General features: G+C 41.8%; 20 protein-coding genes and 1 pseudogene. 13 read left to right on the top strand and 8 right to left on the bottom strand.

The genetic code is table 11. The annotated features are described in order from the left end of the window. Positions 1-67 precede the first annotated feature (67 nt). A complete protein-coding gene (locus NLP_RS16580) occupies positions 68-1,540 on the top strand; it encodes a DICT sensory domain-containing protein (RefSeq protein WP_104907358.1) in 1,473 nt (490 codons plus the stop codon). A 307-nt stretch (positions 1,541-1,847) separates the two neighbouring features. Here NLP_RS16580 and mnmE read toward each other — a convergent pair whose 3' ends face one another. Further along, on the bottom strand, positions 1,848-3,269 hold the full coding sequence (gene mnmE, locus NLP_RS16575) for a tRNA uridine-5-carboxymethylaminomethyl(34) synthesis GTPase MnmE (protein WP_104907357.1): 1,422 nt from the start codon (positions 3,267-3,269) through the stop codon (positions 1,848-1,850). A 240-nt stretch (positions 3,270-3,509) separates the two neighbouring features. Here mnmE and NLP_RS16570 point away from each other — a divergent pair, with 240 nt between their 5' ends. Continuing rightward, entirely contained in the window at positions 3,510-3,710 is a 201-nt protein-coding gene (locus NLP_RS16570; RefSeq protein WP_104907356.1) for a hypothetical protein, read from the top strand. A gap of 83 nt (positions 3,711-3,793) precedes the next feature. Here NLP_RS16570 and NLP_RS16565 read toward each other — a convergent pair whose 3' ends face one another. The 3 genes from NLP_RS16565 to NLP_RS16550 form a co-directional block, all read right to left on the bottom strand. Next, positions 3,794-4,417: a Uma2 family endonuclease gene (locus NLP_RS16565; protein ID WP_104907355.1), complete on the bottom strand. Its 624-nt coding sequence runs from the start codon at positions 4,415-4,417 to the stop codon at positions 3,794-3,796. Between the two features lie 721 nt (positions 4,418-5,138). Continuing rightward, positions 5,139-6,185: a DUF1611 domain-containing protein gene (locus tag NLP_RS16555; protein ID WP_104907353.1), complete on the bottom strand. Its 1,047-nt coding sequence runs from the start codon at positions 6,183-6,185 to the stop codon at positions 5,139-5,141. Continuing rightward, positions 6,169-7,221, bottom strand: coding sequence for a dipeptide epimerase (locus NLP_RS16550; protein ID WP_104907352.1), 1,053 nt, complete (start codon positions 7,219-7,221; stop codon positions 6,169-6,171). The genes NLP_RS16555 and NLP_RS16550 overlap by 17 nt, the downstream gene beginning before the upstream one ends. Before the next feature lie 131 nt (positions 7,222-7,352). Between NLP_RS16550 and NLP_RS16545 the strand changes: the two genes are divergently transcribed. The 8 genes from NLP_RS16545 to NLP_RS16510 all read left to right on the top strand — a co-directional run bounded on the left by NLP_RS16545 (position 7,353) and on the right by NLP_RS16510 (position 13,710). Next, positions 7,353-7,904 (top strand): NUDIX hydrolase, encoded by a 552-nt coding sequence (locus NLP_RS16545; protein ID WP_104907351.1) that lies wholly within the window; start codon positions 7,353-7,355, stop codon positions 7,902-7,904. Positions 7,905-8,090: 186 nt separating this feature from the next. Next, entirely contained in the window at positions 8,091-8,510 is a 420-nt protein-coding gene (locus NLP_RS16540; RefSeq protein WP_199784630.1) for a hypothetical protein, read from the top strand. 59 nt (positions 8,511-8,569) lie between these two features. Beyond that, the gene (locus NLP_RS16535) at positions 8,570-8,854 is read left to right on the top strand and encodes a hypothetical protein (protein WP_104907350.1); all 285 of its coding nucleotides are present in this window, start codon (positions 8,570-8,572) and stop codon (positions 8,852-8,854) included. 111 nt (positions 8,855-8,965) lie between these two features. Further along, positions 8,966-9,397, top strand: a complete 432-nt coding sequence (locus NLP_RS16530) for a nucleoside deaminase (RefSeq protein ID WP_104907349.1) — start codon at positions 8,966-8,968, stop codon at positions 9,395-9,397. A gap of 422 nt (positions 9,398-9,819) precedes the next feature. After that, complete coding sequence (locus tag NLP_RS16525) at positions 9,820-11,496, top strand: alpha-amylase family glycosyl hydrolase (RefSeq protein WP_104907348.1); 1,677 nt, start codon at positions 9,820-9,822, stop codon at positions 11,494-11,496. Between the two features lie 449 nt (positions 11,497-11,945). Then, complete coding sequence (locus tag NLP_RS16520; RefSeq protein WP_325034677.1) at positions 11,946-12,296, top strand: anthrone oxygenase family protein; 351 nt, start codon at positions 11,946-11,948, stop codon at positions 12,294-12,296. A gap of 47 nt (positions 12,297-12,343) precedes the next feature. Then, entirely contained in the window at positions 12,344-12,541 is a 198-nt protein-coding gene (locus NLP_RS34970; protein WP_234016960.1) for a hypothetical protein, read from the top strand. Positions 12,542-12,816: 275 nt separating this feature from the next. After that, positions 12,817-13,710, top strand: coding sequence for a lysophospholipid acyltransferase family protein (locus NLP_RS16510; RefSeq protein ID WP_158680427.1), 894 nt, complete (start codon positions 12,817-12,819; stop codon positions 13,708-13,710). Between the two features lie 10 nt (positions 13,711-13,720). Here NLP_RS16510 and NLP_RS16505 read toward each other — a convergent pair whose 3' ends face one another. Further along, positions 13,721-14,686, bottom strand: a complete 966-nt coding sequence (locus tag NLP_RS16505) for an SGNH/GDSL hydrolase family protein (protein WP_104907346.1) — start codon at positions 14,684-14,686, stop codon at positions 13,721-13,723. A gap of 546 nt (positions 14,687-15,232) precedes the next feature. Between NLP_RS16505 and NLP_RS16500 the strand changes: the two genes are divergently transcribed. Both NLP_RS16500 and NLP_RS16495 read left to right on the top strand, forming a co-directional pair. Continuing rightward, positions 15,233-18,127, top strand: coding sequence for a glycerol-3-phosphate acyltransferase (locus NLP_RS16500; protein WP_104907345.1), 2,895 nt, complete (start codon positions 15,233-15,235; stop codon positions 18,125-18,127). Continuing rightward, a complete protein-coding gene (locus NLP_RS16495) occupies positions 18,124-18,471 on the top strand; it encodes a cupin domain-containing protein (protein ID WP_104907344.1) in 348 nt (115 codons plus the stop codon). Before NLP_RS16500 ends, NLP_RS16495 begins: the two co-directional genes overlap by 4 nt. Positions 18,472-18,569: 98 nt before the next feature. Here NLP_RS16495 and NLP_RS16490 read toward each other — a convergent pair. Both NLP_RS16490 and NLP_RS35580 read right to left on the bottom strand, forming a co-directional pair. Continuing rightward, positions 18,570-18,773, bottom strand: a pseudogene (locus NLP_RS16490) (hypothetical protein); the annotation flags it as partial. Beyond that, positions 18,754-18,885 carry a hypothetical protein gene (locus tag NLP_RS35580; protein ID WP_267894875.1) on the bottom strand — a complete coding sequence of 44 codons (132 nt, stop codon included), beginning with the start codon at positions 18,883-18,885 and terminating at the stop codon, positions 18,754-18,756. The gene NLP_RS35580 and the pseudogene NLP_RS16490, both read right to left, overlap by 20 nt. 622 nt (positions 18,886-19,507) lie before the next feature. Here NLP_RS35580 and NLP_RS16485 point away from each other — a divergent pair. After that, positions 19,508-19,894, top strand: a complete 387-nt coding sequence (locus tag NLP_RS16485; protein ID WP_104907343.1) for a hypothetical protein — start codon at positions 19,508-19,510, stop codon at positions 19,892-19,894. Positions 19,895-19,927: 33 nt separating this feature from the next. Here NLP_RS16485 and NLP_RS16480 read toward each other — a convergent pair whose 3' ends face one another. Further along, positions 19,928-21,244 (bottom strand): lipid-A-disaccharide synthase, encoded by a 1,317-nt coding sequence (locus NLP_RS16480; RefSeq protein ID WP_104907342.1) that lies wholly within the window; start codon positions 21,242-21,244, stop codon positions 19,928-19,930. Positions 21,245-21,416 lie beyond the last annotated feature (172 nt).

Below are 21,416 nucleotides of genomic sequence, written 5' to 3'. Positions count from 1 at the left end.
ATGCACACATAAAGGTGAAAATCGAAGACAGAATTATTTCTTGCTTCATCCAAGTTGTGCTTGACTCATGAATGTTTCTCTGGCTAAGGATCTGTCTGTTTATCAACTGGTTATGGGAGTGCAAACGCCTCCTAAACCATTGTCCCTCAGTCCTGCTACTCTGCTATCACTGGTAAGAGCGCAAATTGACTTACTCATTGAGCAGCAAATTGCAGCCACTCTCTGGGTGAAGCTACCACCAGATAAAATTTGGCAATCAGAATTAGCGCGTTATCAATCCTCGGTAGGTGCGTCTAGTCTCATTTATACTTGCCAGATTGAGGAGAGTAGGAAAAAAGAAGCAGGGGAAGCAGGGGAAGACAAGGGAGAGGGAAGATTAAATATCTCCTCATCTCCCTCATCCCCATCATCTCATTATGTCCCCGTTTACTTACCACCAGATAGCCAAATGCGACGGGAAAACTTTCTGATAGTGTTATCACCCCAGTTTTGCAGTTTAATTATGGCTCATCGACCACTTAAAAAACCCAAAAATCAGACATCGGGGAAGGTAAATACTAATAAAAACCAGCCGTTGCTAATTATAACTACTGTTGAGGGGAGAGTAATTCAGCAAGTATTAAATGGTATCCAACAAGCGATTACACCAGAATCATCCTCAATTTTACTTGCTAGTTTTATTTGTCCAACCGTGCCCCAAGCCGCACTGATGAATCAACTGTTGGCAAAACAACTCCTCCGACAAGATGAAATTAATGGTCAAATCATCACAGTACGCACTAATAAATTGGAGCAGCAAAATCAAGAACTGCACAACAAAGAGCTACTTAAAGATGAATACCTGAAAAATGTCTGTCAGGAACTGCGTATACCCTTGACGCACATGAAGACAGCACTTTCGTTATTAAATTCCCCTAATCTTAAACCCCCACAGCGACAACGTTATTTACAGCTGTTAAATACCCAGTGCGATCGGCAAAATTCCCTGATTACTGGGTTTTTGGAACTGGTGCAGCTAGAACAGAATTTGGAGGGGACGACTTTGGAGTTAGTGCGTCTCTCAGATATTGTACCTGGAGTAGTCAGTACCTACCAACCTGTAGCCCAAGAAAAAGGAATTATGCTAGCCTACACCGTACCGACTGAACTCCCATCTGTTTGGTGTGTAACTGGTAAGCTGAAACAAATTGTGATTAATCTGCTGCACAACAGTCTTAAGTTTACCCCTAATGGAGGTCAAGTATGGGTGCGTGCCCGTAATCAAGGCGATTATGTCCAATTAGAATTCCGCGACACAGGTATCGGTATTGCCGAAAACGAAATTCCCAAAATCTTCGATCGGTTTTATCGTGTGCGTACAGCAGCAACCGAAGATTATGGTGGTGCTGGGTTGGGGTTAACAATTGTACAGCAATTACTGCTGCGCTGTGGTGGATCTATTTCTGTAAAAAGTAAATTATCTGAAGGTTCTACCTTTACAGTGCAACTGGCAACTGTTGGTAATATCCCAAGAGCGATCGCTACAGAAAATGAGTTATGAATTATGAGTTATAAGTGATGAGTTAAAAATTCATAACTTATCACTCATAACTTATAACTCCTGCAATTATTTTGCTTAACCTGCTACAAACTCAGTAAACTTCCGCTTGTAGGGAGCATGAAAATTTAAAACAATATAGCAATCCTAAATCATTAGTGAAAATTTATGTTAATTATTCTCTCTGCGCCTCTGTGGTTCGATTAAAAAATAATTTTCACAACTCAGATAGAATTGTTATATATTATAATGATTAATAAGTACACATAAATATTGCAACTTTTGATTTTTTAATTAATACTTTTATAGTTTATTTACCAATACAAAACCTACTAAAAATTCTCTCTAAAACTGATTCTGTTACTTCTTCTCCGGTAATTTCTCCCAAAGCTTGAATCGCCCCCCGTAAGTCAATAGTCCAAAAATCAAGAGGTAACTGCTGAACAATTGTTGCTTGTACTTGTTCCAAAGATATTTTAGCTTTAGTTAAGGCTGCTGCCTGCCTTTGGTTAATAGCTAAATCCATATCAGCCGCTTGCACTTTTCCAGATTGAACTATTTCTAAAATTGCTCTTTCTAAAGCATCAATACCTTGATTTTGGGCTGCGGCTGTGACAATTGTAGATTTTGGGTCGTTCATTTGGTGGGCTTCCAGCGCAACTAGGATTTTGGATTGAAGGTTTTCCCTATCACTTTCTTCTACTAAATCGATTTTGTTAATAACTATAATCAACGGACGGTGTTGTACCTTTTGGTAAATTTCTTCATCGCCTTCTGTCCAACCTGCGGAAGCATCGATGGTAAGCAAGACTAAATCAGCTGCATTGGCGGCACGACGCGATCGCTCGACGCCAATTTTTTCCACTTGGTCTGTTGTTTCCCGAATCCCCGCAGTATCTAGCACTTGTACGGGAATTCCGCCAACAACTAACTGAGATTCGACAACATCGCGGGTTGTACCAGGTAAATCAGTTACAATGGCGCGATCGCTCCGGCTCCAAGCATTCAATAAACTCGACTTACCCACGTTCGGACGCCCGACAATTGCCACTTTTAAACCAGTGCGTAGCAACTCACCTTGATCTTTGGTTTCTAATAACCTAGTTATTTCTGCGGCAATTTTATCGATTGCTGATATCATTGCTTTATCATCCAACGGTGGAAGGTCTTCCTCAAAATCAATTCGAGCTTCGATTTCTGCCAAGATATCCAAACAGTTAGCGCGTAACTGCCGGATTGGATGAGCTAATTTTCCTTGTAAACCAGCTAAGGCACTTTGAGCAGCTTGGGGCGATTTAGCTCCCACTAAATCAGCAATACCTTCGGCTTGAGTTAAATCTAATCGTCCATTCAAAAAGGCGCGGAGGGTAAATTCTCCAGGTTGCGCTAGTCTGGCCCCATTTTCCAAACACAGTTGTAATACCTGCTGCACTGCCATAATTCCCCCGTGGCAATGGAATTCCACTACATCTTCACGGGTATAAGAACGGGGTGCTTTCATAATCAACAACAAAGCTTCATCCACCATTTGTTGCGTCTGGGGATGGCGAATGTAACCGTAGAGAATCCGGTGACTTTCCCAAACTTGTCGCCCTGGTGCATGAAAGAGACTTTGGGCGATTGCCATTGCTTGAGAACCAGACACCCGCACAATCCCAACACTACCCTGTTGGGGGACAACAGCAGTGGCGATCGCGGCTATAGTTCCAGTAGTAGCAAAGAGTTCTGACATGAGCGCCCTTTATTAAGAGTCAGGAGTAAAAATCATAGCTTATAACTCATAAGTTTCTAAATGGTAAGTAGTTAGACTAATGAAATACCAACTGGCAAGGTAAAATTTACTTGTAGGTCATGCCTGATAGTAAAGAGTTAAGAGCGGAGCGGGAGACGCTTTGCCTCCGGTGAAGAGTTAGAGATGAAAATCATGACTCACACACTTATAACTCATAACTTTTAGAGAGAGGAATTTACTGTGGAGCAAAAGATTAACTGCGCTGTAGCCTGTGTTAACGGGTGTGTTTTAGGGGATAAATGCCCCAATACCGAGTTTAGAAAAGCTACGACAAAATTTATTGAAGAGACTCCCTTAGAGAAAATGCTGGAGTTGGCACAAGAACGTCTGCACAAAAAAATGACGGAACCGCCAAAATGGGTTTTTCCTGAAGATCCATAGCATTTGAGTCAACAGGCACAAGCAAGACAGCGTAGAAGTTAAATCGTATCTGGATCTATATTTAATTCTCGCAGTTTTGCTGCCTAGCGATCGCTACGTTGTTTCTGGTGTTGTGCCACTTCTTCCGGTGTGGGAATCAGTTCTCCTTCACGAGTGTAAAAGCGTAATTTTTCTTGAACAACTCCTAAATATAAACCTAGCTGTTGACTCCATAACCAGCCTTGGGGATTTTGTTCTAGCGGTTGATATTCACCATCGAGCAAATGGAACCCTGAAAATTCTAACGTTTCTGGGTCAAACCAGAAGTAATCTGGTGTGCGAAATATATCTTGGTAAATTTGTTTTTTTAAGCCTTTATCAGTGTCGCCTGTGCTATCCGAGATAATTTCTATAATTACATTGGGATATTTGCCATCTTCTTCCCAGACAACCCAACTTTTACGGGGTTTGCGTTCAGTCCCCAGTACGACAAAAAAATCTGGCCCCCGGAAATTTTCTGATTTGCGCTGGCGTGGACTGTAGTAGATGGTGAGATTACTCGATGCATAAAAATCTTTGCGATTTTGCCACAGCCACTCCAAACATTGGATGAGCAGTGTCATTTGCAACCGATGCAAGTCAGTTTCACAAGGCGGTTCGTCACTATATAAATCCCCTGGGGGAAATATAACATTTTCTGGGGATTCTAAATCCTGGGCGACTGACATGGCAACAAGTGTCTCATTGCTATAAGTTTAGCGTAGCAGTCAGCCCAACTCTTAGATACACTGTTCGCGTTCAGGGAATTTAAAATTCAAAACTACTCAGGGTTAAAGCATTCTACAGCACCTAATTATTACGTGAGTTCGACAGACCTCTCCCTCCCAGCCTCCCTCTCCTAAAAGGCGCTACGGTGTACACACAAGTCTCTACGTTGTTCTTTGAATCTGGGTTTTACCCCACCCTAACCACTGCTTGAATTCAATGAACGACCACCCGAATTCAATGAACGACCACCCGAATTCAATAAACGACCACCCGAATTCAATAAACGACCACCCGAATTCAATGAACGACCACCCGAATTCAATGAACGACCACCCGAATTCAATAAACGACCACCCGAATTCAATAAACGACCACCCGAATTCAATAAACGACCACCCGAATTCAATAAACGACCACCCGAATTCAATATATTTATTGCATAAATTCTCAAAACCTCACCCCAAACCTGATTTACTAAGGTTTTAGCTTTAGTTTTACTCCACCCTAACCATCACTGCGATTAAGTAGGTAATCTTTGGGATTTAAGAAGAAATTCGACTTGTGTGTACACGGTAGCCTAAAAGGCGAGGGAGGAGTAACGAGATTAGAGGGTTTTTGCTCCCCTCTCCTCGTAGGAGAGGGGCTGGGGGAGAGGTCAAAATAGCACTCGTCAAACTCACGTTAATTATTCATCACCGCATCCAAAAGCAGATTGGCATCAAAGCGGACTACATCGGTGCAAGGTAGCCCTGTTTCTGCTATTGTTTGAGCGATGCTTTCCTGAGCCGCAGATTCATCTAAATGGGCTGTGTTCAGCGCTATACCCACTACAGAAACACTTCCAAAAGCACCACCAGCATTAGCAACAGTTTCATAAAGCCGAATCACCTCAGGTATTGGTGGAATTATTACATGGGGATGATTACGTACATGAACTTGTCCCGCCCGATGTACTAACAGCAGTTGGGTTGGTTGCGAACCACGGATTAAGGGTAGAGTTGCCGTTGAACCAGGGTGTAGCAGCGAACCTTGTCCTTCAATGTGCAAGATGTCATAGTTTTTGCCATAGCGCATGACTATCTGTTCCACAGCACCAGCAGCAAAATCTACTCGCACGGCATCTAAAGCCACACCATCCCCTTCTAACATCACCCCAGTTTGCCCTGTGGCCAGGAATTTAGAACGCCAGCCCCGCAGTTTTGACGCCCAATGTAACTCTAGACTAGTTGACATTTTACCGATTGCCATATCGGTTCCCACTGTCAACACCCGCCGACACGGAAGGGTACGTGCCATTCCACTAGCAACACTAATATTAGATGGTTCTTTTCGGACATCCCAAATTAGTTGCCCTGGTTTGAGCAGTGCATTTAATTCTGGGATAATTGCCATTGGTGTATGTAAACCATTCACCAACGACATTCCTGCTTCTAAAGCGTCTTTGATTTCTAGCCAGTAATCATCTGGTACAGCACCACCTCCTGGGGCAATGCCAATTACTAAAACTTCTGGTTTGTACTCTAAGGCTGCGCCTACCGATGCCACAATTGGCACATCACGCTTAATACCTGTTAATTCTGGTAGGGATTTGCCAGCACACTCGCGATCGATTACGGCTACGATTGGAGCTTCACTGTAACGTAAAATTGCTAGCCCTGTTTTGCCGTGAGTCCCAATAGTCCCTTCATGCAGCAAGATAGCTACTCGTTGATTAAGTGATAGACGCACTATGTTGTACTCCCAAACCTGGTAAATCGTTTGGCAAAACTCTTCCTTGTTTTAGCAATGCACCTGTAAAAGGGTCATCAATTAAGTTAAGGTGACTGTCTAAATCTAAATAATCAGCTAGTGGCGCTAGCTGTAATGCTGCTGTATTAGCTAGCGAACTGTCAGAATAGCAACCGAACATTACTTGCAACCGATATGCTCGTGCTGTATGTACCATTCGCATTGCCTCTGTTAGCCCCCCAGATTTCATTAGTTTGATATTAATGCCATCCACGTAATTTGCCAAATCGGGAATATCGGCGCTGGTGAAACAACTTTCATCCACAAAGATGGGCAGGGGAGAGTGTTGTTTGAGTTTTGCTAAACCTTTTTCTTCTCCCCGTGGCAATGGCTGTTCTACATACTTTATACCTAAATCAGCTAGCCAATTGCACATAGCGATCGCATCTTCTAAACTCCAACCTCCGTTAGCATCAACAAAAAATTCTAGTTCAGGTGCTTCTTCTCGCACCGCTAAGAGCATTTTTTGATCTGCATCTATGCCATCTGGACTACCTAGCTTCACCTTAAAAAGGCGGACATCGGTAAATTTTAACCAGTCTCGCGCTCTCGCCCTAGCGCCTTCAGGTGAATTAATCCCAATTGTGACTGAAGTCGGGACTATTTGATTGCGATCGAGTCCCCAAAGTTGCCACAAGGGTAATCCTACGCGCTTACCCAACCAGTCGTGCATTGCCATATCTAAGGCAGCTCTTGCAGCAGAAGGAATCTGGTTTTGTATTAAAACTTGCTCAATTTCCTGACGTTGTAAGGGGCTGAATGTTTTTAACAGTGGCACAACTTGCTCTAAGGCATTTTTGATTGCATCAGTTGATTGCCGATGATTACCCACACCAAAAGGTGATGCTTCCCCCCAGCCTTCGATATCATCTTGTGAAATCCTCACCCATACATTGGTTGTCTGTGCCGTTGTACCCCGACTAATAGTCAAGGGAAATCTCTTATTTACTGTAAATAAATTTACATTTATTTGCATACTTGTTTTACATATTATGTTATTGCAAAAGCCAGTGTAAGTTCAAAATTTAAATTATCAGATGCATCTGTTATACTTTTTTACATTCATTACAAATTTTTTATACATACATTTTATTTTTTACTTAATTTATGAACAACTTAAAGAAATGGAAGACTTTAAAATCAAAAATGGTTTTAGATAATCCTTGGTGTCAGGTGAGGCAAGATGAAATAGAATTACCGAATGGAAAAATTATAGATGATTATTTTGTCAGTATTAAGCCTGACGTTGCAATGGTCTTACCTATCACTAGTAATAGAGAAATTATTTTTGTGCGGCAATATAGACACGCTGTAGGTGAATTTTTCTTGGAACTGCCGGCAGGGAATTTCGATCCTACAAAGGAGAGTGCAGAAATAGCAGCAATTAGAGAACTAACAGAAGAAACTGGTTATATTCCCCAAGAATTTAGAAAAATCGGAACTTTATACGATAAGCCGAGTAAAGACACCAATCAAATACATTTATTTTTAGCAGAAAATGTGAGCAAAGTTGGAGAGCAACAACTAGATATTACAGAAGAAATTGAAGTTGTATTTATTCCTCTAGAATCAGTTTTAAATAAAATTATTCAAGGAGAAATTTCTGTTGCCGGAACTGTAGCGGCTCTCTTCTTAGGTTTAAATTTTATTAATTATTAATAATAATCATTCTACCTCTCTTATATTAAAAAAATACTTGAGACGAATTGTATCGTGAAGCTTTTACAGCAACTTTTTTTGGACGTTTGAGCATAGAATAATATTAATAAAGTTTCTATATAATGTCCTCGTAAGGATGATGTACAGAATTTTTCTGTATACAACTGTTACTATGCTAAGGACAGAGTGCAAGTAGCTAAATTCAAATTGGCGGTTTGTAACGTGGATGTTCTAATTGAGTCAACAAGAAGCTTTGAAAAGGATCTTGGCAGGCTGAGTGAAGAGGGAAAAGCCGCAACGGTAAAAAAAATTAATGATTGCGCCAGCCTCTTCCCAACTAAAAAAGCTGACGTTTATCGTAAGTTGCGTCGTCTTCCTCTACCGTCAGATATTAATGGCTATGAATCTTCGCTGTACACGCTAAGGGTTTCGCAGAAACTAAGGGTGATTTTGACAGTTGACGAAGATCCAATTTTTGGGCAAGTTATTTTTACTCTTTTTCGAGTGGTCAAACACGATGACCTCGATAAGGCATATAAAAGTGTGGCAGAGTCTTTGTATCAAGAATTACTCCACCACAATCAAGAAACTGCCCGGATTTCGTAAGTTGGTTTACGGCACAAACCCTTACTCTGTGTGATGAATACGGCATTATTTATCAAGCAATGAAGATTTTGCCAGATGACGAGTTAAAGATTGCTTTTCTTGAAGCTTTGGTAGAGCTTGAAGATAACGAGTGTCACAGAACAAGAAAATTTCCAAAAACGAGGCTGTACAAAGTAAAAGGTGTGAAACAGGCAATTTATCGTGCTGATATCGATAAAGTCTCAGGTTGGCGTATCCACGTTCAATATATTAATGGGCAAATTCATCTCAAGGATATTATCGAGGGGCAAAGACACGATGATGTAATTGAGGTGATTAAATCTAAAAAGGCACGCTATGAGTAATCCTTATTACGATACGATCCATCGTCAACAGCAGCATAGTTGCCAGATAATCATCTACACCGCCATCGTGATCCATTAATACTAGTTGTTTTGTCATAAAAGGAGAATTATATGGACGAGTTTATGGAAGCTGCTATTCAAGAAGCAAAACAAGGCAGACAAGAAGGCGGAATTCCCATTGGTTCAGTTCTCGTCAAGGATGGCAAAATTCTCGGCAGAGGACACAATAAACGCGTGCAAGATGACGATCCTGTTACCCACGCCGAAATCGATTGTCTCCGCAATGCTGGAAGAGTTGGCACTTATAGAGGTACAACACTATATTCAACTTTAATGCCGTGTTACCTGTGCGCTGGGGCAGTGGTACAATTTGGCATTAAAAAAGTCATCGCTGGAGAATCCAGAACTTTTCCTGGTGCTAAAGAATTTATGGTATCTCACGGTGTGGAAGTAATTGATCTTAATCTTGACGAATGCGAACAAATGATGAGTGAGTTTATTGAAACTAACCCTGAACTTTGGAATGAAGATATTGGTAAATAGTCATTGGTTGGGCATTGGGGATTGGGCATGGGTTGTCCCCCTTTTCCCCTTGTTTCCCTACTCCCCACAACCCACCTTTCAAGGATAGGTATTTTAAAATCAGCCAGTAGATAGAGTAATGTGATGCCAGGAAAAGTCACTGCGTTTACTGTCTTTAAATAGACATTTATCCAAGAACGTATGGAATGAGTTTTGAGAAAGAAACCCTAGAGACGATTAAGCAAAACTATCATATTATGTCCGCATAATTAGTTATGATTTAGATAGTCATTGCATCCCTACAATCATAACGATCGCAATATCTGGTTGAAGTCCAGCACATTAGGAAAATATTGATAATACTTAAGAAAGAAGCTGCAAATTATTTTATATTACACAATAATTTTAGTGACTGTAACTAGCTAAAATTTAAAAGTGTAAAAATGGCAAATTTAACTGAATTTACATTATTTGCTCCTCGCAACAAAGGAGCAGCTTTAATTGGGTCTTTTTCAGATTGGAAAGAAATTCCAATGTCAAAAGGTGAAGATGGTTATTTTCGCACTCAAATCAAACTGGAAGACGGCGTTTATCAATATAAATTTCGCATTCAAACCAAAAGCCCAAATTTTGCACTTGATGAATGGATAGATATCATTGATCCCAAAGCAACAGATGTTAATGAAACAGAAAAATATAGCATAGTACGCATTCAAGATAGTCAACGTATTGTTGATACTTACCTTTGGCAACACGATGAAATACCTTTGCCTGATAACCGGGAATTAGTCATATATGAAATGCACGTTGCCGATTTTACTGGTGATGAAGTTGACTCTAACGAGCGAGGCAAATATCTAGGGATAATTGCTAAGTTAGATTATCTTTGCGAATTGGGAATTAATGCAATTGAATTAATGCCAGTTAATGAGTACCCTGGTGATTATAACTGGGGCTATAAAGTTCGCCACTTCTTTGCTACAGAATCTAGTTACGGTTCAACAGAAGATTTAAAAAGGTTGATTGACGAATGTCATGCTAGAGGCATTCGCGTTTTTATGGATGGAATTTATAACCACACAGATGAAGAATGCCCTTTAATATTAATTGACCGGAATTACTGGTATTACGAATACAAACATTATCCTGAAGATCCAGATAATTACTGGGGGCCAGAGTTTAATTATGATAATTACGACAAAAACTTAAATATTAAGCCTGCATGGGAATACATCGGCGATGTGGTAAAGTTTTGGATTCAGGAGTATCACATTGATGGAATTCGCTTTGATGCAGTGCGGCAATTGGCTAACTTTGAATTTCTCAACTGGCTGACTAAGCAAGCGAAAAACCATGCTGCACCCAAACAGTTTTACAACATTGCTGAACACATTCCCGATACAAAGACTGTAGTCAAGCCAGATGGCCCATTAGATGCTTGTTGGCATGAAAGTTTTCGCTACTTTATAATTCCATATATTTGTGGTAAATCATTTGAATTAGAACAACTCAAGCAGATTTTAGATCCCAAACAGCAGGGTTATGCGATCGCTACCAATGTAATTAATTATTTGGCAACCCACGATCGCGAACGTGTATTACGAGAATTAGGCAATTGCGGTATTTTTGACGCAGCCGCATTTGAACGAGCCAAGTTAGCAGCAGCTCTGTTAATGACAGCGATGGGTGTACCGATGCTGTGGATGGGAGAAGAGTTTGGCGAATATCAGCAAAAAAGCAAAGATGTAACTAAGCCGCAGAAGATTAATTGGTCTTTATTGTCAAGCGACCAAAATCATGATTTATTTGAGTATTATCAAAAGCTGATTGCTCTACGCCAGCAAACTCCAGCTTTGCAAAGTGACAATATTAAATTTTTCTTTGAAAATGCAGATAATAAAGTGCTAGCTTACACCCGTTGGGATGAGCAGAATTTTCATGTCGTCGTCGTGGCAAATTTTTCCGACCAAAATCTAAATCAATATAAAATTTCAGGTTTCCCAACTGCTGAGTATTGGCGAGATTGGGTTAGCAATCAAGAAGTGAAATCTGGAGAGGATGGTTTAGTCACTGACTTGCCAAACTATACAGCTAAGATATTTGTTTCAAATTTACAGTAATGTCGTCTGTGGGTCGTAGGTGTCAAAAGGTTGTAAATACATTGTCGCAAGCAGTGCGTTCACCGGAGGTGTTGGCGCAGCCATCGCTCGTAAAACAAACTGCTTGCGTCGGTGGTTGTGAGAGCAACAGCAAATAAAATAATATCATGTCCATCGGATAAGCCCAAAACCCAGATGTAGAGACGCGATTTATTTATCACGTCTTGAAAGACCAATCATCTACACCAATAACCCTTAACCCAAGCGTATTGTGACATAACACCATCTGCGAACAAGGCGTTGGGCAGTAATTAACAGGAGGCTTTATGATAATTATTGACAATTTGCGCTTCCCTTTGACGCTGATCACAGCACTAGGCTGTGGGCTTGTGGCTGGCGTCTTTTTTGCCTTCTCGACTTTCGTGATCAATGCCCTTGCACGACTCCAGCCAAAGGAGGGCATTATCGCCATGCAATCCATCAATATCACCGCAATCAATCCGTTGTTCATGGTGGCACTCTTCGGAACGGCTGTGGCTTGCATTTTTCTAGCGGTTTCCTCGGTGTTAAAGTGGCATCAACCTGGTGCTGCCTACTTGCTTGTCGGTAGCCTGCTCTATCTGATTGGCACTGTTCTAGTGACGATCGCGTTCAATGTGCCGTTGAATGATGCGTTAGCGATCGCCAAACCCGATAGCAGTGAAGGCGCAAACCTATGGGCTAGATATCTTACCAACTGGACGTTCTGGAACCATGTTCGGACAATAGCGGCACTTGCGGCAGCACTCACCCTCGCACTGTGCGATCGCACGGTGAAATAGGAATGATGAATACGTATGATACCCTTTGCTCGGCAAAATGAAGCTATATGAGTATTCAAGCAGCATACGATAATTGGTCAGCCACATACGATGCTGACAAAAATCTGACGCGCGATCTAGATCGAACCGTCACCAGAGAAACCTTGATGGGTTTGAGGTGTAAATCAGTCGTGGAAATTGGCTGTGGCACAGGTAAAAATACGCTTTTACTTTCACAAATTGCTCTGAAAATTTATGCAATTTAAGCAATATCAAGGAACAAAAGCTAATTTTCAAAGACAGCAAGAGTTCATTAAAATTCCTGCATTTGTGCATCATTTATTAGACTTTTTTAACACAGCGAAAGTTCATGGTTTCCTACTTGACGACTTCCAAGAATGGTGGCATGAACAAGATCAAAATAAACCACCAAGACTAGTATCAATCTTGTTAAGAAAGTGAAGAAGAAAATTTGGGGGCATTGAAATTTAGAGCAGTTGCAGAGATACTTGCAAGAGTGATAGAAGATGGGCGACTAATTATGGAATTTCCAAAACAGGTAGAGAAAATCTCTGTCAGCGCTGACAATTGCTTAACATCAGAATTCTCAAAAAAGATTCATCAGTCATTAACACAGCGAGATGCTCAGTTTATTGAATTACTGATGCCTGTATGGGAATGGTTTTACCGTTATTACTTTCAAGTAAAAACTGATGGATGGCATCATATACCAACAACAGGGAAAGTATTACTGGTTGGCTCTCATAATGGGGGCATGGCTTCTCCAGATTTAATAATGATGATGTACGATTGGTTTTCTAGATTTGGAACTGAGCGTTTGGTGTATGGTCTCATGCACCCTTCCGCTTGGAAAGTGAGTCCAGAAATAGCAGGATTAGCCGAGAAATTCGGAGCAATTGTTGCACATCCCAAAATGGCTAGTGCGGCTTTCGATCGAGGTGCTAGCGTTCTGGTATATCCTGGAGGACAATATGATATGTTTCGTCCTCATAGCCAACGCCATAAAATTCATTTTGCCGGTCATCAGGGCTTTGTAAAACTAGCTTTAAAACAAGAAGTTCCGATTATTCCTGTAATCTCGGTAGGCGCTCATGATAGCTTGATAGTCTTATGTGATTGCTATGATTTAGTCAAACAATTGCATCAATGGGGATTGCCGTGGTTATATCAAATAGACCCTGGAGTTTTCCCAATTTACTTAGGTTTGCCTTGGGGTTTGTCTATTGGCCCTCTGCCAAATATTCCTCTACCTGTGCAGATTCACACTCGTGTCTGTCATCCAATTACTTTTGAAAGATATGGTCAAGATGCAGCTAGAGATCGTAACTATGTGAATGCTTGTTATGAAATAGTTCAAAGTCAAATGCAGCAAGAGTTAAATAATTTGGTTAGAGATACTCAGAAATCTAGCTAAAACATGAATATTAGTGACGAAGTAACGCCTCTTTCAGTATTTCCAAAAGCGATCGCTCCATAACTTCACTGACAAATTTATTACCTTGCAAGTTGAGGTGAATGTGGTCGTGAAACAAACCTTGTGGGTTAGTAGTTGAATTGAAACTCGGTAAAAAATCTAGATAGTGAATTTGCTGTGCTTTAGTAAAATCACTCAAGCGCTGACGTGCTTTTATTTCGTAATCGCGGGGGCCTGGTTCGCCAATTTCTCGTAGCAAAGGAGTCATCACCAGCAGAAATTTGCTGTTAGATTGGCGAGTCAAGGCTTGAATTTTAGCGATCGCTTCCAAATTAATCCCCACGCGATCGCCTGGTTCATTTTGCACGGCTTGTAATTCAGGAATTGGCTTTTGCTTAACGATATAACGCTGCCACACTTCCACTAATGCTAGAGGAGGTTTACGAGCGGGATAATTGCGATCGCGTCCGACTGGTAAAGAAGTAGGAGGAGTTGCAAATAAATCATCGGTATTAATTAATAACACCACTGCTTGCGCGTTAAAAGTGCCAAACTTCTCTAAATAAGCTAATTCATTCCTTGGCCCCCAAGAGTTTGCTGAAGCATTTAGCACTTCTACTTCCTGATAATTACTATTAGTAGATGATGGTAGAGAACGCATCATCAAACTAGATATTGTATTAGTCTGATCTGTCCACCAGCCACCATTAGCAATAGAATCACCTAAGAGTAGAATTCGCAGCCCAGTAGATGCAGGTAGCTTTTTTATCGGACTACCTCGCATAGAATATTCATTAATTTCAATGCGATTACCAAAACGACGGGTACGTTGGTTAGGAGCCAACAAATAACCAATCTGCTCATCGCCAATATAAATCAGGGGATTACCAAAACCAAACAGCGATCGCAGTCCGATCTCAATTACCACAAACAATCCCACAACCACCGCCAAGATTACGCTCAGTGCTATTTTCACCTACTCACACCCTCTTATACTGAGTTGCTTTTCAATGATACTGGGGGATTGGGCATTGGGCATTGGGCATTGGGCAAGATTATTTTCATTGTCCCCTTGTCCCCTTACCCCCACTCCTCACTTCTAAATTTTTAAATTTTTAAAGTGAATTTAACATCATCCGCAAAGAGAAGGACTACAATCAAAACGGACAAATATTTCATGCTCCAAAAAGAGAGGATTACAAAGCTGTGTCCGACTTAAATCGCGGAATTATGAAATTTAAGGGAGCAGATTCCCCAAAAGTAGTCACTATCTCTACCGTGTTGCTTCTGGGATCGATCGCTGCTCTCGTCATCTGGGCGCTACAAGCTGCCTATGCGCTAAACTAAAACCATTAGTAGTCTAGAAGGACACTGGCAAAAACGGAAACCGTTTTAGCCAAGTGTCCATTTAGTAACTAGTAAATAAAAGCCCTTTTATAACCATCAAAAATTTCAGAAAAACTTTAGATTTTAGATTTGAGGTTTTAGATGGAAAATTTAAATCTAAAATCCAAAACCCAGAATGTTTGAACCTTGGGGTGTTTTCGTTATTTTAATTATCTGCCCCCTTTTGGGCGGATTACCCCTGATTTCATGGATAACTTACGCCCTGAAGCGGAAGCAGTTATCACAAGTTGGTACAGGAAACATAAGTGTATCAGCTGCGTTTTATCATGGCGGTAAAATTGTCGGAATTCTGGCAGTCTTGTCAGAAGCTTTAAAAGGAGTTGCGGCAGTCTTACTCACCCGCATTTTCTTCCCAGAAGGATCGTTTTGGGAATTGGTTGCCCTGATCGCTCTGGTAATCGGTAGATACTGGATAGGCAGAGGAGCAGGTACGACAAATGTTGTCTGGGGATTTGTCGTACACGATCCACTGGTAGCGATATTTGTATCTTTCTTTGCAGGTATTACTTTTACAATTCTGCAATCAAGAAAGGTAGTCAAATTTGGGGTTTTGCTGCTTTTTCCTTTGTTTGTGGCACTTCTGCACCTGAGCGATATTCCCAGAATATTTGCTGCTGTCGCTTTAGCAGGTTTAATGGGCTGGATTTATACTAAAATTCCTGATGATATGAAACTGCCAGCCCAAGAGGCACAAACAGAATCGCAAGCGATGTTGGAATTTTTACGCGGCGATCGCGCTATGGTTTCTCTAGATGAGGAGTTGAATGCTGCCATAGTCGGAGAAAAGGCGGCGACATTATCTCAAATTAAGCGCTGGGGCTATCCAGTGCCGAAGGGATGGGTACTAGCTCCCATCGACGATCCTGAAGGGTTGACAGAATTTCTCCAGCCATCAGAATTATCCCCTTTGGTGGTGCGTTCCTCTGCTATTGGAGAAGACTCAGAACACGCTTCTGCTGCTGGACAGTATGAAACAGTTATCAATGTTACTAGTCCACAGGCATTACAGTCAGCGATCGCCCAAGTTAAAGCTTCCTACGATCATCCTTATGCTGTCCAATATCGGCGCGATCGCGGTTTAAATGATACAGCAATGGCTGTGTTAATTCAACAACAAGTCCAGAGTGTATATTCTGGCGTCGCTTTCAGTCGCGATCCCATTACCCAGCAAGGCGATGCGATTATCATTGAAGCCCTTCCAGGCAGCCCGACACAAGTCGTTTCGGGAAAAATCACACCAGAACAATATCGCGCTTTTGTTGTTGAAACAGAAAATTCCTACTCTGTACAATTAGAAGGTCAAGGACGAGTACCACAGTCATTAATAAAACAAGTTGCTTACCTTACTTACCGACTCGAAAAACGTTATCATGGCACTCCTCAAGATATCGAGTGGAGTTATGATGGTCAAACACTTTGGGTGTTGCAATCTCGACCGATCACCACTCTGTTGCCCATCTGGACACGTAAAATCGCTGCTGAAGTAATTCCCGGAGTAATTCACCCCTTAACATGGTCAATTAATCGTCCTTTAACTTGTGGAGTTTGGGGAGAATTTTTTACTTTAGTTTTAGGCGATCGCGCCTTGGGGTTAGATTTCACCAAAACAGCAACTCTCCATTATTCCAGAGCCTACTTTAATGCTTCCCTCTTAGGAGATATTTTTCTCCGTATGGGACTGCCGCCAGAAAGTTTGGAATTTTTAACCAGAGGAGCTAAATTAAGTAAACCGTCCTTGCAGTCAACTTGGGAAAATTTGCCAGGACTAGGGAAGTTGCTGAAGCGGGAATTAAATTTAGAAAAGGACTTCAAGGAAGATTATCAAAAACGGTTGATTCCTGGGTTGTCGCAGTTGGCGCAGGAAGATATAGATAACTTGGAAGCACCGGAGTTGTTGGCAAGAGTTGATTTTATTCTGGAGTTGCTGCGTCATGGAACGTATTACAGCATTTTAGCTCCCTTGAGTGCTGCCCTGAGACAGGCGATTTTTCGGGTAAAGGATGGGCAAATCGATCATAGCGTCACTCCAGAGGTAGCGGCATTGCGATCGCTCAGTGCAATCGCTACAGATGCCAAGCAGGTATTGGTTGAGTTTGAGCCACAGCAAGTATTTGAACAATTAAAGCAAACCCCCGAAGGAGAGAAGATCCTCCAAGAATTTAACGAATTGCTTCAAGATTATGGCTATTTAAGTGAGGTGGGAACTGACATCTCCGTTCCCACTTGGCGGGAAAATCCCCAGATGATTAAGCAGATGTTTGTGCAGCTAATGCAGGGGAACGAACCACAAGCAGGTGCTAAAGACGCGATTAATAGTATCTTTGCCAGTAAGCGCAAACGCTCTTTCGTGCAACGGCGCGTGGATATCAAAGGACGAGTCACTGAAGTTTATTCCCGACTTTTGGCCGAATTGCGTTGGAGTTTTGTGGCTTTAGAGAAGATTTGGTTAAAGTCTGGCTTACTTAGGCAAACAGGCGATATCTTTTTTCTCAACTTTGATGAAGTGCGGCGTCTAGTTGGGGATGAAGATTCCAGCTTAATAGAGCAGTTAGATGAGTTAGTAGAATTTAGGCGATCGCAATTCCTGCAAGATAGCGAGATTATTCAAATACCTGTTTTAGTCTACGGCAATACACCTCCTCACCCCTTAGCTCCCTCTGAACTCTACTCTGACCAAATTTTACAAGGTATTGGAGCTAGTCAAGGGCAAGCCGAAGGTAGAGTGAAAGTGTTGCGAAATTTACAAGACGTGCCAAACATCGATCGAGATACGATTCTGGTAGTGCCTTATACAGACTCAGGCTGGGCCCCATTTTTATTAAAGGCTGGAGGATTAATTGCCGAAGCTGGGGGAAGGCTTTCTCACGGTGCGATCGTTGCTCGTGAGTATGGAATTCCCGCAGTGATGGATGTTCGAGGCGCTACATGGCTCTTGCAAGATGGTCAACGAGTCAGGATTGATGGATCTAGGGGTATTGTGGAATTGTCTAACGATTTAAGACCCGAATGATTACCACTTCCCTCAAAAACTTGCCTGAAGAGTCGGTTTCTCACAATGCCGAAATCAAGAAAAAGGTGATGTTACGCTTCGGCGATTTACCTCACCTAACTAACTTTTCTCAAGCACATTTTGCTCCTGGACAAACTGCACCAGCACACGCGCATCAAGATATGTGCGAGGTATTCTTTGTAGAAGCTGGTTCGGGAGTAATTAACATTGATGGTACAGAATACCCCTTGCTTCCAGGAAACTGTGTAGCCATCGAACCGGGAGAAGTCCACGAAGTTGTCAATAGTGGCTCCACCGAACTTGTTTTGACATACTTTGGTTTGCGAGTCGAAAAACTAGCGTAATTATTTTGAATACAAGATACAGTCAGGGCACAACATTTGTTATGCCCTCACAAAAATTTGCGGATGTTGCTTATAAACAAAAATAAATTTGCAAAATCCTAATATACTAAGGGTGTCGCGCCGCGCATCTGACGTAAAGAATTTATACAAGCAGAACAATCACAGCCAAATAAGTCGATTGCCACATTGCTTTCTTGATCGTTAAACTCCAACATGGGAGCATCTTCTTGAGAAAACTCTATTTCACGCTGATAGTTAGGAATTTGAGCCAATACGGAAGCCCTAGCACATACTAAACCCATCAGGAATATGCACAAAGGCAGATGGTGGCATGACAATCCCCAAGAGCTTTGTATATAGAGGTTGAATAGATCCCAAACAAGCGATCGCTCTGTTGCGTAATACGGTAATCATGGTCATATAATGCAAGTCTGTTTCTGATAACGTCAAAGCGGAAGTTGCTACAGGCTGCGCGAAACACCGAAACGTCAAGGCAGAAGTTATTACAGGGAAGACAGAAGCTGCTACAGGCTGCGCGAAACACCGAAACGTCAAGGCAGAACTTTACAGCATAGCTGCTCAGTCGCTCGAAAAACCTGAAGAACCTGAAGAACCTCAATTTAACCGCCCATGCTAGGCAAGGTTTAGGCAAAAATCAGAAGCTCGAAATAATAAAAGCCGTTTGAGAAGGGCGTTAGCGTCAAAATATTGTCGGACTGAAAATCCTCGTGTCACCGGTTCAAGTCCGGTTCCTGGCACTCTCTTAAACCCCTTGAAATCTAATAATTTCAAGGGGTTTGTGGTTTGTAGGTACTAGCTTATATAGAAAAACTGTTATAGCTTTGACTAAAATCTAGGGTACTTTTTGATACCTTTAGATAGACAATGGGTGTAAAACTGGTGTAAACAAGCTAAGAAGCGGGAGATTTGCCAAGTAGTTGAAATCTTGTTAACGTTTATGCTTAAAATTGCACAAGAGGTTTATTTAGCATCTACTCACAGCTAAAGTTAACCCTTTGCAGGACTACCCCAAGCAATGCTGACTGAAATTTTGCCTTTCCGTTTTGAGTTAGACACAATCGCGATCGCTGGAGCGAGTTTGTGGTCATTGGCGCTATATCTAGGTTTTTCCAGAGTCAATGAATGGGTAATCGAGCAACTTAATCGCTGGTTTAACTTTGCCGAGCGATCGCTCTACACCAGCCAGTCGGAATTTGAAAAGACTCGTAAAGCCAGAGAATCCCAAAATGCTTTCTACGCCTCACTGTTTAGCATTGTGCCTTTTTTGGTAGTCGGCACTTTATGTAACTGGGTTCTGGAAATTAGTTTAGGTGAGAGTTGGGGAATTAGTACAGGTATATTGGCCTGTATGGGTGCCGGCATTTATGAACTTGGGCGCAGGGATGGAGAATCTTCAGATTAAGCCAGAGTCAAAATCAGGGAGATGTTGCTCCGTTTACTCCCTCATCTCTCCCGACTTCCCAATTTCCTCACCAACAATCTGTGCTATCTTCTGAGCTGCACCGCTTTTACCGCGAATATTACGGAGTTTAGCGCGCATATCATCCAATTTTTCTGGATTCGCCAAAAAGTCTAAAACCATTTCCCCAACTTCTTGCGGTTGAAGTTTACCCATAAGTTCTGGCACAATCTCTTCCTGTGCCCAGATATTTGGCCATGCTAATAAACCTTTGTTTCTTACAAATCTCAGAAATGACCAATTAATCACCTTAGCAAAGGGTGTACCGACTACTGGCAGATTTGCCAACAATCCAGGTAAACCATCCCAAGAACGCATAGCATCAAGTTGCTGTGTTGGTAGTAAAACAATCATTGGCACTCCTAAAGCACCGAGTTCAGCAGTGTTTGCCCCCACCGTAGTTAAGCAAATACAGCACTGGGATAATAAGTGATATGCAGGGTTTTCTTGCCACAGTTCTACAGTTAAGCCCGTTGCTGTTTTGAGCAATGCCTTGCCTTTAGCATCCTCTGGGACAATTAAGGAAGCACCGCTAAAGCCAAAGGTTTCAGCAATAGAGTTCTTTTGGCGATCGGCAAAACTAGCTAAAGTTGGTAAATCCAAAGTTGGGGCTATAGGAATTACAAATCTGGTTTGCGGTCTTTTTGCATGAACGTATTCCGCAATAACTAAACATAATGGTACTCCTTGGGCTAATTTTGCTGCTTTTGAACCAGGGAGTAAACCAATGATTGGGGAGTCGGGGTTAGGGAGTAGGCTTGCCGTGACTTGTGCCGAACGGGAGTGGGAGGGAGTGCTGACTTGTTCTTGTGCTTCTAGCATCAAATCGCCAACAACGGTGAATTTGTGACCATATTTCTGGGGGACATGGGTTGCAACTTCGGGTTTCATGATTCCAAAGCGATCGATCCAGTTATGCCATCTAGCTTCCCATTCGGCGTAAACTACTGTGCTATATCCGAGCTTTTTGCCTATAATCACTGGAAAAATTTGATCACCGCCCAGAAAAACAACTACACCGCGATCGCACCAATCCCAATTATCAAAGGTTTTACCCCAAAGCAAAAATTGCCAAAAATGTTCTGCTCCCTGAACTCTATCTACTTCTGGGTAAGAAAGAGCGATCGCTGCTTCTTTACCACTGGCATTTGAGCAAGGTGATAATACTACAGAAATCCTCACTAAAGAACGGTCATCCCCTAATTCTTGCCGCAACGCCTTTACTACTGGACGTACCCAGGTTGTTACTTCACCCGGGCCATTTGAAAGGATCAGAATATCTACTTGAGTCATTAGTCAAAAGGCAAATATTACCTAATTCTTTACTATGTTATAGGTATATACTGTAGCTTGTTAGTGAGATTTTATAATCTGTTCCACATTTAATTTGTTGCTACTATTAGTTAGTTTTTTAGGGAGTTTAACTCGCACTTTTGCCTGTTTTATGTGGGCTTGATGGTCAGCA

The organism is Nostoc sp. 'Lobaria pulmonaria (5183) cyanobiont' (assembly GCF_002949795.1).
Taxonomy (GTDB): domain Bacteria; phylum Cyanobacteriota; class Cyanobacteriia; order Cyanobacteriales; family Nostocaceae; genus Nostoc.
Note: the sequence above shows the minus strand (reverse complement) of the source record. Positions and strands in the feature narration are given on the sequence as shown.

Coding starts and splice junctions, on each gene's coding strand:
- NLP_RS16580 (WP_104907358.1), top strand. CDS start 68: ATGAATGTTTCTCTGGCTAAGGATCTGTCTGTTTATCAACTGGTTATG.
- mnmE (WP_104907357.1), bottom strand. CDS start 3,269: ATGTCAGAACTCTTTGCTACTACTGGAACTATAGCCGCGATCGCCACT.
- NLP_RS16565 (WP_104907355.1), bottom strand. CDS start 4,417: ATGTCAGTCGCCCAGGATTTAGAATCCCCAGAAAATGTTATATTTCCC.
- NLP_RS16550 (WP_104907352.1), bottom strand. CDS start 7,221: ATGCAAATAAATGTAAATTTATTTACAGTAAATAAGAGATTTCCCTTG.
- NLP_RS16545 (WP_104907351.1), top strand. CDS start 7,353: ATGAACAACTTAAAGAAATGGAAGACTTTAAAATCAAAAATGGTTTTA.
- NLP_RS16535 (WP_104907350.1), top strand. CDS start 8,570: ATGAAGATTTTGCCAGATGACGAGTTAAAGATTGCTTTTCTTGAAGCT.
- NLP_RS16530 (WP_104907349.1), top strand. CDS start 8,966: ATGGACGAGTTTATGGAAGCTGCTATTCAAGAAGCAAAACAAGGCAGA.
- NLP_RS16525 (WP_104907348.1), top strand. CDS start 9,820: ATGGCAAATTTAACTGAATTTACATTATTTGCTCCTCGCAACAAAGGA.
- NLP_RS16520 (WP_325034677.1), top strand. CDS start 11,946: ATGCAATCCATCAATATCACCGCAATCAATCCGTTGTTCATGGTGGCA.
- NLP_RS34970 (WP_234016960.1), top strand. CDS start 12,344: ATGAGTATTCAAGCAGCATACGATAATTGGTCAGCCACATACGATGCT.
- NLP_RS16510 (WP_158680427.1), top strand. CDS start 12,817: ATGGAATTTCCAAAACAGGTAGAGAAAATCTCTGTCAGCGCTGACAAT.
- NLP_RS16500 (WP_104907345.1), top strand. CDS start 15,233: ATGTTTGAACCTTGGGGTGTTTTCGTTATTTTAATTATCTGCCCCCTT.
- NLP_RS16495 (WP_104907344.1), top strand. CDS start 18,124: ATGATTACCACTTCCCTCAAAAACTTGCCTGAAGAGTCGGTTTCTCAC.
- NLP_RS35580 (WP_267894875.1), bottom strand. CDS start 18,885: ATGATTACCGTATTACGCAACAGAGCGATCGCTTGTTTGGGATCTATT.
- NLP_RS16485 (WP_104907343.1), top strand. CDS start 19,508: ATGCTGACTGAAATTTTGCCTTTCCGTTTTGAGTTAGACACAATCGCG.
- NLP_RS16480 (WP_104907342.1), bottom strand. CDS start 21,244: ATGACTCAAGTAGATATTCTGATCCTTTCAAATGGCCCGGGTGAAGTA.